This is a genomic window from Paenibacillus sp. GCM10027628, assembly GCF_042676385.1.
In the GTDB taxonomy this organism is placed as follows: Bacteria; Bacillota; Bacilli; order Paenibacillales; family NBRC-103111; genus Paenibacillus_E.
Window position 1 is genome coordinate 42526 of sequence record NZ_JBHTHA010000014.1, and the last position, 17343, is coordinate 59868.

General features: G+C 43.1%; 9 protein-coding genes and 1 pseudogene. 8 read left to right on the forward strand and 2 right to left on the reverse strand.

Going from position 1 to position 17343, the window contains the following annotated elements:
- The first annotated feature begins 13 nt into the window (after positions 1 to 13).
- On the forward strand, positions 14 to 1024 hold the full coding sequence (gene moaA, locus ACFQZT_RS14155; RefSeq protein WP_379300856.1) for a GTP 3',8-cyclase MoaA: 1011 nt from the start codon (positions 14 to 16) through the stop codon (positions 1022 to 1024).
- 369 nt (positions 1025 to 1393) lie between these two features.
- Positions 1394 to 1591, forward strand: a pseudogene (locus ACFQZT_RS14160) (sigma factor); the annotation flags it as partial.
- 28 nt (positions 1592 to 1619) lie between these two features.
- Here the strand turns inward: ACFQZT_RS14160 and ACFQZT_RS14165 are convergent.
- Together ACFQZT_RS14165 and ACFQZT_RS14170 are read right to left on the reverse strand one after the other, a co-directional pair.
- Entirely contained in the window at positions 1620 to 1685 is a 66-nt protein-coding gene (locus tag ACFQZT_RS14165; RefSeq protein ID WP_379301059.1) for a putative holin-like toxin, read from the reverse strand.
- Positions 1686 to 1857: 172 nt separating this feature from the next.
- Complete coding sequence (locus ACFQZT_RS14170; protein ID WP_379300858.1) at positions 1858 to 4212, reverse strand: AraC family transcriptional regulator; 2355 nt, start codon at positions 4210 to 4212, stop codon at positions 1858 to 1860.
- A 227-nt stretch (positions 4213 to 4439) separates the two neighbouring features.
- Here ACFQZT_RS14170 and ACFQZT_RS14175 point away from each other — a divergent pair, with 227 nt between their 5' ends.
- From ACFQZT_RS14175 to ACFQZT_RS14200, 6 genes are all read left to right on the forward strand, one after another.
- Positions 4440 to 5993 carry an ABC transporter substrate-binding protein gene (locus tag ACFQZT_RS14175; RefSeq protein ID WP_379300860.1) on the forward strand — a complete coding sequence of 518 codons (1554 nt, stop codon included), beginning with the start codon at positions 4440 to 4442 and terminating at the stop codon, positions 5991 to 5993.
- 183 nt (positions 5994 to 6176) lie between these two features.
- Complete coding sequence (locus ACFQZT_RS14180) at positions 6177 to 7172, forward strand: ABC transporter permease (RefSeq protein WP_379300862.1); 996 nt, start codon at positions 6177 to 6179, stop codon at positions 7170 to 7172.
- A gap of 41 nt (positions 7173 to 7213) precedes the next feature.
- The gene (locus tag ACFQZT_RS14185) at positions 7214 to 8083 is read left to right on the forward strand and encodes a carbohydrate ABC transporter permease (protein ID WP_379300864.1); all 870 of its coding nucleotides are present in this window, start codon (positions 7214 to 7216) and stop codon (positions 8081 to 8083) included.
- Between the two features lie 59 nt (positions 8084 to 8142).
- Positions 8143 to 9726, forward strand: coding sequence for an ABC transporter substrate-binding protein (locus tag ACFQZT_RS14190; protein ID WP_379300866.1), 1584 nt, complete (start codon positions 8143 to 8145; stop codon positions 9724 to 9726).
- 187 nt (positions 9727 to 9913) lie between these two features.
- A complete protein-coding gene (locus ACFQZT_RS14195; protein WP_379300868.1) occupies positions 9914 to 14818 on the forward strand; it encodes an OmpL47-type beta-barrel domain-containing protein in 4905 nt (1634 codons plus the stop codon).
- Between the two features lie 248 nt (positions 14819 to 15066).
- The gene (locus ACFQZT_RS14200) at positions 15067 to 17340 is read left to right on the forward strand and encodes a glycoside hydrolase family protein (protein ID WP_379300870.1); all 2274 of its coding nucleotides are present in this window, start codon (positions 15067 to 15069) and stop codon (positions 17338 to 17340) included.
- Positions 17341 to 17343 lie beyond the last annotated feature (3 nt).

Consider the following 17343-nt stretch of genomic DNA (forward strand, 5'->3'; position numbering starts at 1 on the left):
CGGGGTGAACACGGTGGAGCATCAAATTAAAGACCTACGGCATCGTCCTTTAAGGGACTTGAGAATATCTGTTACGGATCGGTGCAATTTTCGCTGCCGTTATTGCATGCCGTCTGAAATTTTCGGACCGGACTATGAATTTTTGCCTAGAGACAGCATACTGACCTACAAAGAGATGACCCGTTTGGCCCGGGTTTTTGTCTCTTTGGGCGTCAGAAAATTGCGTATTACCGGTGGAGAACCCTTGCTGAGGAAGGAGCTTCCTTCGTTCATCCGTGCGTTGAATCGTCTCGAAGGAGTTGAAGACATGGCGATGACCACAAATGGCGTTCTGCTTCCCAAATACGCAAAAGAACTTCGTGATGCAGGCTTGAAGCGGGTAACCGTTAGTCTCGATTCCCTTGATGATCAAAGATTCCGTTTGATGAACGGCGGAAAAAGCGGAGTTCAGCCTGTTTTGGACGGAATTGAAGCAGCGGCGCAAGCAGGAATGAAAGTGAAAATTAATATGGTTGTTCAAAAGGGGATCAACGATCAGGATATTTTACCGATGGCTGCTTATTTTCGGGAAAAAAGGCATACTCTGCGGTTTATCGAATTTATGGATGTCGGCAATACGAATGGTTGGAAATTGGATAATGTGGTGACTAAAAAGCAAATCCTGGAAATTATTCAGGAAAAGATGCCGCTGGAGCACGTGGAACCCCTTAATAGCGGCGAAGTAGCTTCACGTTATCATTACAAGGGGAGTAATGAAGAAATCGGAATCATCTCATCCGTCAGTGACGCTTTTTGTTCTACATGCACACGCGCAAGGATTTCCGCCGAAGGAAAGCTATACACTTGTTTATTTGCTTCCCGGGGCCACGATCTGCGTGCGCTTCTTCGGTCGGATCAAACGGATAGCGAAATCGGCAAGTTCATTGAGGATGTTTGGAAAGCAAGGTCAGACCGCTATTCGGAAGATAGAATAACAAATTCGCCATCTTTGCCCAAAATAGAGATGTCGCATATCGGCGGATAACCTCATTCAAGAATGTATAATTATACATTTTCGCTTTGCGGATATTCTCATTAAATATGGAAATCAGCACTTCAAACAAATATTTTGGCAAAGATCCTTCTCACCAATTATGAAAATGCCTCTTGATAAATCAATGTTTTTTCGCTCTGTTTGCTCAATAATTCTGACACCACACACACACACAGACCTTAGAATGGAAGATTGAGGAATTGAGAGGTGCTTGGAATAAAAGAAAGAAGGGAGTGATTGAATAAAACGGGATTTCAAATAATGGTATCTTTCTCATCCGGGTATGATTTTTCTTCACTAAATCGTAATTATGTTACTAGAATCACCCACACAAAGAAAAGTTAAATCGGAAAAATTACAATGTTTGTTGTTCACAACCTCAAAAAATTCGACAACACAGGTGAAGATCTGGAGGATTTGATCTCGATCGGGACGATCGGGCTGATCAAAGCGATAGAGTCATTCTCGCCGAATAAAGGGACGAAGCTGGCGACTTTCGCAGCACGCTGCATTGAGAACGAGATCCTTATGCATCTGCGCTCGCTGAAGAAAACGCGCCCACTGCCTGGCTGTCAACTAGGGTGGGTTACTTTCGTTTTTCGATATATGTCAATAGCGCCAGAAGGAAAGTCCCGAACGCGAAGCTGGTTATACAAGTCTATATACCAAGATATATTATTCTGGCATACTATTCCATGTGATTTAGATAAACCATTTTTTATTAGGAGTTAATAATAGCTAAAGTTTGAATAAAGCAAATAAGGTAAATTCCCTCATCCTACGTGGGAATTTACCTCATTGTTTTTTCTTTGGAAAAAGCCGCTTCACGTCTTGTTTTTCTCTATCTTGTATTGAGACAACGATACCCCGAAGCGTTTCTTGAAAATGGTATAAAAATAGTTGGTCTCTTCCAAACCGCATTGATCTAAAATCTGCTTGGTTGATAGATTACTATTGTCTAGCAGTTCTTTAACATGATTCATTCGAACGTCAGTAATATACTCCGAAACGGATTTGCCCGTTGCTTCCTTGAATAATTTCCCTAAGTAAACGTTGGACATTTGAAACTCGTCGGAGATGAGACGCAGACTTAAGTTCTTATCACGGTATTGTTCCTCAACGATTTTCATGATTCTTGTAATGATCGAACTGTGTTTATTTTGTTTATTTTGTTCCATGACTCGGATGATTTCAGTGAATATCGATGAGAAGTTTTCATGAATTTCCTCAATCGTTTCAAATTGCTCTATATTTCTGGAAATAAGCTGAAACAGATCGGATTTTTGAAAATCAGGACTTTCCAAAATAATATTAAACGTCGTTCTCAGCATGAAGCTGAGCTGCATAATGGAAGATAGCAAGTTTTCGTAGGTCGTTCCGGAAAGCTGGTCAATAAAGTCGCTGTAAGCTTCCTTGGCTTTATCCAAATGCCCCAATTTCAAAGAATCAAGCAATAATTTAGCTTTACTCTCGGGAAAGGAAATAAGTGTTTCGTTGATGGAACTTCGAAAAGCCGGGGTCAGAAAACTGCCATGACCTGCGATAATTCGATACGAAGAGAGGGCCAAAGTATCGGAATAAGCCTCGTTAAGCTGTAAGTAGGAATCAACCGGGATGCTTAGCGTTGCGGAATATGAGAGCTTCATGTACTGTTTTACAGCGTTTTGCGAGATTTCAATGAGCCGCTTCAGGGTAGATTCAGTAGTTTCAATATGCTCTGAAGGGCTAATTTCCAGTAACAGTATGAGCTGATCGTTCTCCAGATGAATGGTTTCCACTTTATATTCCTCTGACACGATTTCATTCACAATGTTAGCAAGGCCGAATTTTAAGAGCCAACGGTCTCTTTCATCATACTGATTGATGAAAAAGCGGTAGTTGTCCAGGCGAAGCAGCAACAATCTAAGCGGGCCATTCATATTCAAATGGATACCAAGCTCTTTTTGATGATCATTCATCTCTTTTTGATTGACATAACGGATACCGTGCAATATATCCTGAAGCCATTTATTTTTTAGAGGAGCAAGTTGTTCCCTTTGTTTATGTTCCCATTCATTGTTTTTTGTAATCATTTCTTTGAAAACATCTTGCAGAAAATAGATATCATTCGTCTGATGATCCTTCTGATGTGCGCTTGTAAGATGTTCTTTGACGGTTTCTACGAGCCTGCCGACAGGAATATAAAGCGATCTTGACATAAAGAACGAGAAAAATAAACCGAGCCCCAGGATTGTTGAGCATATCCAAAGCGTAGAGGTTTTGATTGAATCCACTGTGCCGATAAATGTTGCATAGGAAGTTAAGCTGATAAATTTCCATTTTGGTTTATCGGAAGAAACATAGGTAACCTGATAATCAAGACCGCCTAGTTTTGTTTTAAAGCTTCCCGAATCTTGATCGGCTGCAAGTAAAGTTTGGATATACGGTTCTTGGCTGGCGTTATGCAGAAACAAGCTTTCCGACGTATGGTTCACAATGGTCCCTTTGGAATCAATGACGATAATTTCGTTATTGGTACCCGCCATTTTGGCATTCAAAGAAGCGATCAGATCACGGAGCACGCTTGCTTTGACATTGATGACAGTCGCAATGCGCGAGGATGGATTCGTTTCGGGATTGTCAGGCATGATATAGGTATACACATTAGCAGCTTCTGAAGCTGTAGCGGCTTGCGGTTTTGGGATTTTTCTGGAAATGGGCATTTCAGTCAGAGTGTCTTTGCCCGTGGATTGCAATATAGAGAGAACGTCTTGATCGTAGAAATTATCTTTTGTGTAGAAATTGCCTGTCTCTGTCGATGTGATACGGTTCAAAGCAAGATTGATCGTATATACCGAGTATATATAATCGTGCGGAAGCGAAAGGTTATCCAAGTTGCGCAATGCTTCACCAAGCGTATACATATCGTTTTCCTGATTATGCAGTAAAACGGAAGTATAAGGACTCATAATGACGGTATTCGTAAATTTACTAACCATAGTATCCATGTATTTCATACTGTAACTGGTTTGAGATAGGATGGAAGTATTCATTCGATTGATATTGTCCAAAGATGTCGTAAAGAAGTTGCGGTATAGAAGCGAGGATAGTCCAATGATCAATAATGTAACTGTTATCGTGAGTGTTAACAGCATTTTCGCAAATAAGGTCTTGCGAGGAGATTTAAGAAAGAATGCCATCTCTGAGTTGTCCCCCTTAAAGATAGTTTACTGCACTTCTCACTTCTCCAAGGCATCTGTTTTATCCTTCAAAGAGTTTTCCTGAAGCATGAATACCTATACATTTTGAAGAAAGATGCATTTTTTAGTGAAATAAGGTCCGGTTTCATGTATTGCTTACTTGCGCTAAAAAATGTAGAATACGGGCACATAGATCCTTATTATGTTTTAATGGAGGATTCATCTTCATGATAATGAGAGAGTCAAAGCGTTCTCAATTATTAGTAGCTATCCTGTTTGCTGTTGCATCATTGATTTCAGGATGTGTTGCCAAAGACTCCGCCAAGGAAAAGCCGGCTGAACAGGTCCAGGCAACCGGTCGTCCAAGCCCGAGTGATCTGACTCAGGTTGAATTGGTTTATTACTTCCCATCCCCTTTCCAGCGTGATTTGAAAGCAGTTAATGATGAGTTGAACCGAATCATTGGCCCCAAAATTCATGCCACTGTGAAGCTGAACATGATTGATCTTAGCAATTATGATCAGAAGATGAACTTCATGATCGCTTCGGGTGAATCATTCGATTTGGCGTTCACATCAACATGGATCAACAACTACTTTCAAAATGCTTCCAAAGGAGCCTATGTTGCGATTGACGAATTGCTTGATAAGTATGGTCCCAAAACGAAAGCGGGTGTTCCGGCTTATATATGGAACGCAGCCAAAGTGAACGGCAAGCTGTACGGTGTGATCAATTATCAGGTTATGGCTACCAGCTATGGATTCGATGTTCAGCAAGAACTCGCTGATAAGTATCATTTTGATTGGAAGCATGCAAAAACCATTGAAGATCTGGAGCCGTATCTGAATGCTGTGAAAAATGGGGAGCCCGACAAAATACCGTTGGAATACTCGACGACTGCAGACCTATTTGTAGGTGCCGCACCCTTGTATGGCTTCGATATTATCGGTGACCAGAAAATGCCCGGTTGGGTTCGCTTAAATGACAAAGAGTTGAAGGTAGTCGATCAATACGATAGCCCGGAATTCAAGAATCTCATTGCGCAAACCAGGAAATGGTACGAAAAGGGGTACTTTCGTAAAGATGCGGCTACAACCAAAGAGATAGCTGCTGACAGAAAAGTCGCCAGATATGCGATGGCGATGCCGGCCTATCAAACGACTGATTCACTGGAAGATCCTTTGAATGACGGAGGACTTAAGGCGATTACCGGAGTGGAATGGTACAGAAAACGGTTTACCAAGCCGATCATCACGACGGACCGTGCAGCGGCGACAATCACCGCGATCTCCAGAACGTCCAAAAATCCGGAGCGGGCTATGATGTTTATTGAACTGATGAACAGCGATCCGCAAGTTGCCAATTTATTAAACTACGGGATCGAGGGCAAACATTATAAGAAGATATCCGATACCCGCATAGAGCGGATCAAGGATAGCGGATATGCTCCGAACTTTCCATGGGTGTTCGGGAATAATTTGATCTTATGGAACACGGAGAACGATACCCCCGATGCGACTGCAAAGTGGGATCAATTGAATAAATCATCCGACTTGTCTCCGATCCTTGGTTTTACTTTTAATATGGAAGCTGTCAAATCGGAAATCGCACAATGTCAGATCGTGATCGATCAATATTTATCTGCACTGACGACAGGAACGGCCGACCCTGACAAAATTCAGCCGGAGTTTATCGACAAGCTGAAGAAGTCCGGTGTCGACAAGGTGATCGCCGAGAAGCAGAAGCAGTTGGATGAATGGCGTAAAGCTAACGGAAAGTGAGTTAAGTGAAAAAGTCTTCAAACCCGCATGGGATTTGGAGACTTTTTTCATTTTTCTAGAGATCGCACATTTTTTGTTGAAGCGGATTATTAAAAAATTGAAGGTATCTTTCTTTTTTGTTGTTTCTTTGGCCAGGATGCAGATTTATGATCGGTTTACATCAACAAGCGAGGGAGAATATCCATGAATGAACTAAACTTACATTCCAAGCAGAGGACTAAAACAGCATCAGGTCGATCAGTAACAACTCGTCGATCTATACCGGTAATAAGTGAACTGATTAAAAACAAAATCCTGTACGCCATGATGTTACCCGGTCTCTTGTTTATTATCGTCATATACTATCTTCCTATGTTCGGGGTCGTCATCGCTTTTCAAGAATATAACCCTATTAAAGGCGTTCTTGGGAGTAAATGGATCGGCTTCACGAATTTTAAATTCCTCTTCCAATCGGATGCTGTGTATCAAATTACGTTCAATACGATATTTTATAACTTGCTCTTTATTATTCTTGGCCTGGGTCTCGCATTGTTAGCGGCCATACTGATTAATGAAATAGGCAATCGCTTTCTGGCCGGCGCCTACAAAAGCATTATCCTGCTTCCATATTTGTTGTCATGGGTAGTAGCTGAATACTTGCTGTTTTCCTTTCTGAGTATGGATAAGGGAATCATCAATCAAATGCTCCAATATTTTGGAATCGAACCTGTGCAATGGTATGCAGAGCCTATATATTGGCGGTTTATTCTTCCCGCAGCTTATGTCTGGAAGAACGTCGGTTACTTTGCGGTTATATTCGCAGCAGGTATCACCGGAATATCCAGCGATTATTACGAAGCCGCCAAGATCGATGGCGCAAATAAATTCCAGCAAGCGATCAAGATCACCATACCCATGCTCGCTCCGATCACAATTACATTGCTGCTGCTGCAAGCTGGGAAAATCTTTTATGCTGCATTTGGAGACTGGGGCTTATTCTATAACTTGCCTCGAGAATCGGGCGTTTTGTTCAGTGCAACCAATGTCATCGACACCTATGTATTCAGATCGCTGCAAAAGATGAACGATTTCGGGATGTCTTCCGCCATCGGTTTATACCAATCCTGCGTTGGGTTCGTCCTTGTCGTGGCTTCCAACTATTTGATAAGAAAATACGATCGAGATAGTGCATTGTTTTAGTCCTAGTCATTACTTACGGAAACGATCAGGAGGAAGTTGAAATGAACCGCATGAGATTATCCAATCTGACAATTCACTTTAGTTTTATCGTGTACTCGCTTTTATGTATCATCCCCATGATTGTTGTGTTGTCCATATCATTATCCAGCGAGCAATCGATTTTTAAGTACGGATATCACATCCTTCCACGGGATTTCAGTTTAAAAGCGTATGAGTTTATTTTGCTCGGCAACTCTCCCATCTTACGAGCGTATGGCGTGACGATTGTCGTCACGGTCGTCGGGACGCTGCTGCATCTTGTGATTTCGTCGATGTTCGCTTATAGCCTTTCAAGAGGGGAAGTCAAGTACAGAAATATCGTCGCCTTCCTGGTCGTCTTTTGCCTGCTTTTCAATGGAGGCCTGGTGCCCTGGTACATTCTGCTATCCAAGTACCTGCATCTCAAGGATACTATTTTCGTCTTGTTTATTCCTTATTTGGTTTCATCTGTAAACATCCTTATTATGAGAAATTTTTTTCGGTCGATTCCAGAGTCCATCATTGAATCTGCAAGAATCGACGGTTCCGGTGAGTTCAATACTTTTCTGAAGTTGGTTATTCCGTTATCTACGCCTGTTTTAGCTACAATCGGGCTTTTCGTAGCCGTTTTTCATTGGAACGATTGGTTTACGTCCGCTCTATTTATCGATAACAACAAGCTATTCACCCTTCAATTCTTGCTTCAATCCATTATGAACAATATTGCCTACCTTTCAGGGAATCCATTGGTCGAGAAATCTGCGGCTAACCTTCCGGATGAGACGGCAAGAATGGCTACCTGTATTCTGGCTGTGGGGCCGATTGTGCTCGCTTACCCGTTTCTGCAAAAATATTTCGTTAAAGGGCTTACACTCGGCGCTGTGAAATCATAATGGTTGGCTTTATCGGGTATTCACCCGTTCAGCATATAAAATTATGGAGGTCATGCATCATGAAAAAAATGAAGAAAATAGCTAGTACAATCGGCGTACCGTGTCTCGTTCTCTCAATTGCGCTGGCAGGCTGCGGAGACAAAACTGCAACGACAACACCTGCGCCAACGAAGGAAGCGGCGCCATCGGCGACGCCGGATTCAACTAAAGATTTGAAACCGGTGGAGCTTACGTACTATTTTCCAAATACGCCTCAAAAGGATCTTGCCAGTGTAGAAGAAGCATTGAATAAAATTTTAAAAGCTAAAATTAACGCGACGGTTCACTTGAAACTCGTTGATTGGGGTACGTATGACGAGAAAATGAACGTCATTATAGCTTCAGGGGAGCCTTACGACCTCGCGTTCACGTCAACTTGGGCGAACAACTTCTACCAGAATGCAGCCAAAGGTGCATTCGCGCCGATCGACGATTTGCTTGCCAAATACGCTCCGGGCCTGAAAAGCACGGTACCTGATACTTTCTGGAAGGCCGTGAAATTGAAGGGACAGACCTATGGGGTGCCTAACTTCCAGCAAGCAACGGCAGGTTATGGTTATCTCATCCAAAAAGCTGTAGCCGACAAGTACAAGATCGACTGGAAATCCGTCACGAAGCTGTCAGATCTTACACCATTTCTGGAAATCGTTAAAAAGAATGAGCCGGATCTCATTCCGTTCGGAATTAGCAAGAAGGAAGATATTTTCACAAATGCTCCTGCTATGTTCGGATTAGAAGCGCTCGGAGACGCGAAAACCCCAGGAGCGATCTATGTAAATGATGGAAGTCTCAAGGTTGTGAATCAATTCGAGACTCCTGAATTCAAAAACTTTGTGACCATGATGAGAGATTGGTATACAAAAGGATATTTAAGAAAAGATGTAGCATCTTTGAAGGACATGGAAGCCGATAAAAAGGCAGGCAAGAATGCCATGACGTGGGGGCAGATTGATAACGACACCGTTGCAACCGAAAAAGCAGGAATGGAAGCCACAGGCAGAATGGCGAACTTGAACAAAGATGTGCCATCTTACGATTTACAGTTTGTAAAACCATTATTGACGACAGATAAAGCGGCTGCCACCATTACGGCCATTTCCGCAACTTCGCCGAACAAGGAAAGAGCGATGATGTTCCTTAATCTGCTCAACACGGATAAGGATGTCTACAACTTGCTTTCTTGGGGAGTTGCAGATAAGCATTATAAAAAAGTTGGCGACAATAGAATTGAGACGAATAAAGACGGCGGGTACCAAATTATCTCTCCATGGGAATTCGGCAATATGACGAACTCCTTCTTGTCTGAGGGAGATCCGAAAGGCGGAGAAGTCGACGGCAAGTTTATTAAAATGTGGAGCGACCTCAATAAAAACGCCGCCCCTTCTAATGCATTGGGCTTTGTGTTTGATTTTACCCCGGTCAAGGCGGAAAAAGCGAATTGCGACGCCATTATCGATGAGCTGTATTATGCGATTTCAACCGGTACCGTTGACCCTGACAAATTCTTACCGCAAATGCTCGATAAGTTGAAAAAAGCGGGTGCGGACAAAATTATTGCCGAGAAGCAAAAACAATTGGATGCATGGAAGGCAGCAAATAAATAATTTCAATCAAGCAGAATTCCTCTGATATCCGGAGGAGTTCTGCAGGTTATTATACTTATGATTGTGAATTATGAAAGCACTTACAAATGGGTTCGAAAAGGAGAGGGGGTGTTTAAGCGGAAAAATGTTAAGGATTTAACTGAAGGTGAATCACAAATAGTGTTGCTTAGGAGGCGGTATTATAATTATGGCTAAGAAGAAATTAAACATTTTTCTGGCACTGTGTATGCTATTAACCACATTGTTAAGTCCGGGAATTATTGTCCAGGCTGCAGAAAGCGGTTCCAACGCCACTTCGAACAAGATACAAGCAGAGTTCTTTGTATCACCGTCTGGCAGCGACACAAATGACGGGTCCTACGACCATCCTTTTGCTACTTTGCAGGCGGCTCGGGATGCAGTGCGTTTGATCAATAGCAATATGACAGGAGATATCTATGTCTTTATTGCTTCAGGTAATTATTACGTTAATAATACGATTTCTTTCAATGAAAGTGATTCGGGTACCAATGGATTTAATGTGATCTATCGGAATTTGAATGACTTGAGCACCGCGAAATTCATCGGTGGAAATAAAGTAACTTCGCCATGGAGTCCGGTAATACGTGCAGGAGATGATGCAGACCTGCCTGCCGGGGCAACTGGAAAAGTGTTTAAGACGTATATTGGTACAGGAATTAACTTCAATACCTTATACGTCAACGATACCAGAGCGATAATGGCACGAACGAAGAACCTGACAGTCGATCCTAGATTTCCTGCGTCATCCACTGCCTATATGAGATCAGCCGGTGGCGGAATCAGTACTCTGATCTATAACTCGGGTGATATTGATTCAGGATCATTGACTGGTTTGATCAACGCGCAGACACGTGGCGATCTTGATGCTCAAGTGTATATGTGGGACGGCGGTTACTGGGATTGGATGACGGACATCATTCCGATTGCAAGCATAGATACATCCAGTCGTACAATACAGTACAAAACCGATCCCAACAATCCGGCTGCCTATCGCCCTAAATACAAAACCGGAACTAATGCACGCTACTTTTTACAGGGAAATCTGGGTTTTCTGGATCAGCCAGGTGAATTTTACTTCAACAAAACTACGGGATATCTATATTACTATCCATTAGAAGGTTCTGGAAACATCAGTGACCAGGAAATAGTGATACCTGCAGTAGAAAAAATCATTGACATTAAGGGCGCATCCCGGTCCAGCATGGTATCGCATATCACATTCAGCGGTTTGGAGTTTAAAGACACCAATTTCCCCGACTACTATAGTTACGGTTGGAACTGGGGGGATGCCGGCGCTGGGCTAGGCTACTATCCGCCAGAAGCAGCGGGAAGTACACAGCCTTCGTACTGCGAACAAACTGAAAGAGTAGAGTTTCAAGTTGGCGTAATCACTTTAACCAATACGAATAACATTACGATCACCAAATCGCATATAAAAAATGCAGGGATGCTCGGCATAGAGGTCTATCTTGCCAATGATCATACTACAATAAGCAACAGCCTTATCGAGTATACCGGGCACGGAGGTATCAATATCGAGGGCGGTTATCCGGGTGTTGGCGGTGACTCGAATGGTAACGGCTACAGCAACCATAATACGGTTACCAATACATTGGTCCACGATATCGGTCAGCTGGTGGGTCAAACATCGGGTATTCAAATCAACAATTCCGGTTATAATACGTTTTCGCATCTTGAGATTTACAATTCCCCAAGAAGGGGCTTGTTCATAACGGCCGGATATAGCCGTAACCCTAATGGTGCCTTTCCAAACGGCGATGCGAACTTCAATGTTATGACCGATATGTATTCACATCACAATACTTTCGAATATATCTACCTGCATGACAGTCAGCAGGATGGCGGTGATGACGGCGCCTTCTTCGCGTGCTATCTCTACAAGGGCTCGACCAATTACAAGCCTAACTATATCAATCAAATGGTAATTGACAGGGTAGGGGCAAACCCGAGTATGGCCGATATAGCGCCTAACGGAATGAATCTTGATATGGGAGCTTCCGGGTTTGTAATAAGTAATCTGAAAATTGTCAATCCTCAGCATTTTAATGCGGAGGTGAACACCACCACTCAATATGGCGACACCATATCTTATACCAATACAAATATTGATTTCGGTTCGCATACCAATCAGCTAAATACATTCGACGATTCCTTAATGGATTATGCACACATAGGTGTGAGTGCTGACTTCCCAAGTGTCTATTTACCGTCCAGAAATGTATTACAGGAACCCGATAACATCTATTTCAAGGACAATTTTGAAAACGGATTGGATTTTTCGAAATGGTCATACAGAGGAACGGCTCCCGTTGTTACAAGCGAATGGATGTCTGAGGGTGCACGGGGCGGAAAGCAATCCTTAAAGGTCGATAGTGACAGCGCAGGAATTGGCGTTAAGCCTGTGTTGTACAGGAATTTTTCCAATAATCTCAACAAAATTGTTTCTGTGAAATTGTTTGACAGACAAAGCGGTAATCTTGCTCCTTACGATTCCGGAACAAACATTTCATCGACGGTCAAATCGCTGGCAAGAGTCGACGATGGAAATAATGCTGTAGGGTTGGGGCTGGATACTGCGGTAAACAGCAGCTATTACGTCTTATTGAATGGCTCAACAGAAACGGCAACCTCAGTTCCTCGGACCTATGGCTGGCATGAATTGAAATGGGATTATACTAGTGGTACCGATGTGAAGCTGTACATTGATGGCGTTCTGGTCTCCACCTTGAATACGTCTACCAATTTTAGTTCTGTCGCATTGGGGTCTGATGATGGCAAGGGAGTGAGCTATTATGACCAGTTGTACATCTATGGCGGAACAACTGCGCCAGAACCCGGTCCGGTATCCGTACCTGCTGCACCGATCTATGATTCCTCCAATGATAATAAAATACAGTTGGACAAAGATTTTGAAGACGGCATCGTGCCTAACTTTACACTTAGTGGCACATCGGCAATGAGCGTTATTACCGATCCGACCAATACGAGTAATAAAGTACTGCAAAACGTGGTTACCGATGGAAAGAATTTTTATCAAACAGGCGCCGCATGGAACAACTATATTGTCAATATGAAGTGGAAATTTGTGGGTTGGGGTTCCAATAATGTACTAAATCAAGCCTATGATAATTTTACAATCTTTGTCATGACAGCGGCAATCAATGGAACAACGCAAGGTAATCCGGCCAGCTATCAAGTTATCTATAGAAGAAATAAAAATGGAACCACCGGCTTTCCAGCAGGTACTGCGTATTTTGAAATTTCTAAGCATACTTCTTCAAGTGACACCTCACTTGGAAAGGCTTCGGTACCTAGCGGATTTGTTGCAACCGACTGGCATGATTTCCAGATTCAAACGTATGGCGGTAAAGTCGGGTTTGTCCTAGACGGAACTCAATTGATGTCTGCTGCCGATGGTTCATACACCTCTGGAGGTGTGGCTTTTGGGGGGATCAATTCAACCGTTTTGATAGACAACATCAAAATAACCTCTAACCCTACGTACGTAGATTATGGAACTAATTTCAATCTGGGCAATGTTGCATTATCCGGAACTTTCAATCCATCCTATTACCTTTACGGAGCATCTATCGTCGATAAATCGAAACCGGTTACGCTTATCAAACCGAAACCTGTGTTGGCTGGCGCGAACACTGCGGTGTTGCTCAATGGAGTGGATATTACTGCTAATTTTGCCGACTATACAACTCCGACAGAGCTTTTAAACTTAAAAAATGGCAGAAACACGCTGGTTTTATCTGAAATCACGTCGGCAGGCAGCAAGAACTATACGATTTACATTGACAAACCATATACAATCTCTTCGATTGGAACAATCGCTCCTCTTACGACTGAGATTGGAACTGCTCCAGTGTTGCCATTACAAACCAATGTTACTTTTAGGGATGGCACCAATCAATTAGTAGATATTATTTGGGACTCTATAGATCCATTAAAGTATAAAAATATTGGCACGTTTAAGGTGAGTGGACAACTGGCCGGACTTAATAAAATCGTAAGTGCGACTGTAACAGTTGAGGGGCTCGTTTCTATAGGTGGACTTGAAAGTGTCTCCACTAATGCAGGTACGGCGCCGATTCTGGCAAAGACGATCAGCGCCCAATTCACAAACGGGGCTAAAGATTTATCGTTAAGTTTCGCGGACTTGGATCCCGCGATGTATGTAAAGGAAGGAACAATCATTGCAGTTGCAAATGTTGACCAATATGCGGGTGATATTTTGCAAAAAGTGATCGTACTACCAGCACCAAATCTCGATTCGACCGCTCCGGTCACGGCGGTTGCAGCTTCTCCTGCCGCTCCTGACGGTCAAAACGGTTGGTATGTCCATCCGGTTACGATTACATTAAGCGCGTCCGACAATCTCTCGGGTGTGGCCAAGACGGAGATCAGCGTGGATGGCGGCAGCACATGGCAAAACTATGCCGGGCCGGTAACCCTGAATCAAGACGGCAAACATACGGTCAAATACCGCTCGACGGACAAAGCCGGCAACGTGGAGGCTTCCCAAACGATCGGTTTCCAACTGGATGCGACAGCACCTGCGATTACGGTTTCCGGCATCGTATACGGTACTTACAGCGATTCCGAGGAAATTACGCCGATCTTTACGCTAAGCGATAACGATAACTTGTCTGGGGTTGATATCAGCAAGACGAAGGTGACGATCATTACGAGTGGGTCACAGCAACCCGTACAACAAGGAGCAAGCATTCCGCTGTATACGCTTCCGCTCGGTTCTCATACATTTATCGTAACGGCGATCGATCTGGCGGGGAACACAGGCAGCCAAACGGTAGTATTTCAGACTACGACAAGCGTAGATTCCTTAAAGGCATTAATAATACGCTTTGCGAATGCCGGGTGGATCGATAACGCGGGTATCGCGAATAGCTTGAAGAGTAAATTAATGACAAACAATTTGGCTGATTTTGTGAGCGAAGTGAAGGCACAGACCGGCAAACATATTTCAAGCCAAGCCGCAAACTATATCCTGCGGGATGCTCAATATTTATTGTCTCAAAAATAAAGATCAAGCACTATGCTGTATTTATCTAATAAGTACAGTATAGTGCTTTTTTTCTGTTGAAGTTTTTGAAAAACACACAATTTTGATGGAATGTATATTTTTTAGAGAACCACTTTTGTAAATTGTCGAAGGAAGATATGTTTTTTTCTGTTTTCATATTTTTTTTGGTTTAGTAAGGTGAAGATGGTCTGCGTGAAGGAGCGAATGAGATTGTTAAATAGAAACCAACAAAAGCCGAGGTGTAAACGGTGAGAACGAGCATTACTCAATTTATGGAATTAAATGATTGCAGTTTAGAACTAAAGCTGACTACTTACGACGGTTCACAAGCAAGGCAATCTGTCAAAAGCACGTTGGCCGAGGCGTCTGGTGACAAAACGCTGGCGCTGCAAGATTCCTTGTGGAAAATCAGTTATACCTGTTTAAGAACTGAAAATAACGAGCATGCAGTGGATTGCGAAGTAACCTTCAAGGTGGTTAAAGGCTCTGTAAATCAAACGAATGTCTCGGTTAGTATGGTGCAGGGCCATTGGTCGAAGGAGAACTATGTGCTTATGCCTGCGGCAGCATACGATGGGAACCGGTTTAAAGTCAGCGATCAAGTGTATCCTCCGATGCTTACTCGGGATGATGAGATCGGACCTCGAATTCCAACAACGATAACGGATGTTCCCAGGCTAAATCGGGAAGACGGATTATCCATGATGGAATTGAGAACGGGCGATCTGGCTACCCCGGCGGTGGGGTGTTTCAAGCGCGAGCAGAATAAAGGTTTTTTCATGCTGACACATCAAGGGACTTCGCTCGGCGATTCTGGAATTACAGTGGAAGAAAATGACCTTCGAACGCAAGCGGTCATTTCACTGTCCGCTCCTGCTGTCAGACGTTATAAGTACAGCATGTGCAATTCGAAAGAGCCTTCGGATGATTATGGAATTGATTTTCACGAAAATGATGAAGTGACCTTGAAATTTCGGTTGTATTTCTTTGATTGCAACGATGTTCCTGAGCTGTTCGACTATTTTACGAAAATCCGCAAGGATTTAACCGGTCAAGTGCAATTGCGTCATGAGATACCATTCTCAGTGTCATGGGATATATTGGAAGAAAAGTATAATCGGGATAACTGGCAGCAAGCAGATGGGTTTTATCGGTCATCGACTTCGACGCATGAGGTTTTCGGCGAATGGCAAACAGGTTGGGTAGGTGGCGCTATGAATACTTATCCGATGTTTGCGATCGGTAACGAGCTATCTAAAGAAAGATCTTTCAAGACATTGGACTTCCTTTTCTCAAAAGTACAAGCTCCTTCCGGCTTTTTTTATGGAATTCACTGCAAAGGGAAGTTGTATGGCGATAATTTCAAAGATCAAGAAGATATCAGTTGTGTGTTGGTGAGAAAAAATACGGATGCGATCTATTTTATCGTCAAGCAATTCATGCTTCTTGATCAATTAAAGGTGGAGATACCACCCCTTTGGAGGGAAGGGCTGAAAAAAGCTTGCGACGCATTTGTCCGGTTATGGGAGAACAACGGGCAATTCGGACAATTCATTGATGTGCACAAGGAAGAGATCATCATTGGCGGCAGTGCATCCGCCGGCATTGCCCCAGCTGGACTCGCCTTGGCGGGGGAATATTTTAATCGCCCCTTATATATTGAAACTGCTACTCACCTAGCAGAAATTTATTATATGGATTTTGTGAAAACTGGAGTAACTACCGGCGGGCCCGGGGAGATTTGTCAATGTCCGGATAGTGAATCTGCCTTTGCACTTTTGGAGTCTTATGTTGTTTTATATGAAGAAACGGGTAACAAGAAATGGCTGTCGATGGCGGAGGATACGGCCAAGCTTTGCGCCACTTGGTGCGTTTCCTATAACTTTGAATACCCGATTGCCTCCGAGTTCAACAAACTTGATTTGCGTTCTGTAGGCTCAGTGTGGGCGAGTGTGCAAAACAAGCATGCCGCTCCGGGTATTTGCACCTTATCGGGACTGTCTTTGTTAAAGCTCTATCGGGCTACATCGAATGAGTTTTATTTGGAACTGTTGCGTGAAATCGCGCATAACATTCCTCAATATTTATCGAGAGAAGATCGTCCTTTAAGAATTTCCTGGGATTCCGACCCGAGTGACAATTATTCGCCTCCCGGGTGGATGGGAGAACGTGTCAATACAAGTGACTGGGAAGGCAAGGCTAATGTTGGCGGCGTTCTCGGCGGTTCCTGCTGGTGTGAAGTAACCAATATGCTTACATATTTTGAAGTCCCGGGTCTCTATATTCAAAAAAATAAGGGATATGTTTGCGCAATCGATCATATTGATGCAGAAGTTGTTGAGGACAATGCTGCTCAACTTACGATCCTTTTAAAAAATACAACTAAATTTAAGGCAAAAATTAAAGTGCTTATTGAAGACGATGAGGATTCGTTAAAACCGTTGCATGCAAATATCATGCTGGATTATCAGACGATCGTGATTGAACCGAACAGTACGTATACGATGGACTTGATGAAATAAAAG

What these genes read in the sequence shown, in the direction of transcription:
- ACFQZT_RS14170 (WP_379300858.1), bottom strand. Translation starts at nt 4,212, where the DNA reads ATGGCATTCTTTCTTAAATCTCCTCGCAAGACCTTATTTGCGAAAATG.
- ACFQZT_RS14175 (WP_379300860.1), top strand. Translation starts at nt 4,440, where the DNA reads ATGATAATGAGAGAGTCAAAGCGTTCTCAATTATTAGTAGCTATCCTG.
- ACFQZT_RS14180 (WP_379300862.1), top strand. Translation starts at nt 6,177, where the DNA reads ATGAATGAACTAAACTTACATTCCAAGCAGAGGACTAAAACAGCATCA.
- ACFQZT_RS14185 (WP_379300864.1), top strand. Translation starts at nt 7,214, where the DNA reads ATGAACCGCATGAGATTATCCAATCTGACAATTCACTTTAGTTTTATC.
- ACFQZT_RS14190 (WP_379300866.1), top strand. Translation starts at nt 8,143, where the DNA reads ATGAAAAAAATGAAGAAAATAGCTAGTACAATCGGCGTACCGTGTCTC.
- ACFQZT_RS14195 (WP_379300868.1), top strand. Translation starts at nt 9,914, where the DNA reads ATGGCTAAGAAGAAATTAAACATTTTTCTGGCACTGTGTATGCTATTA.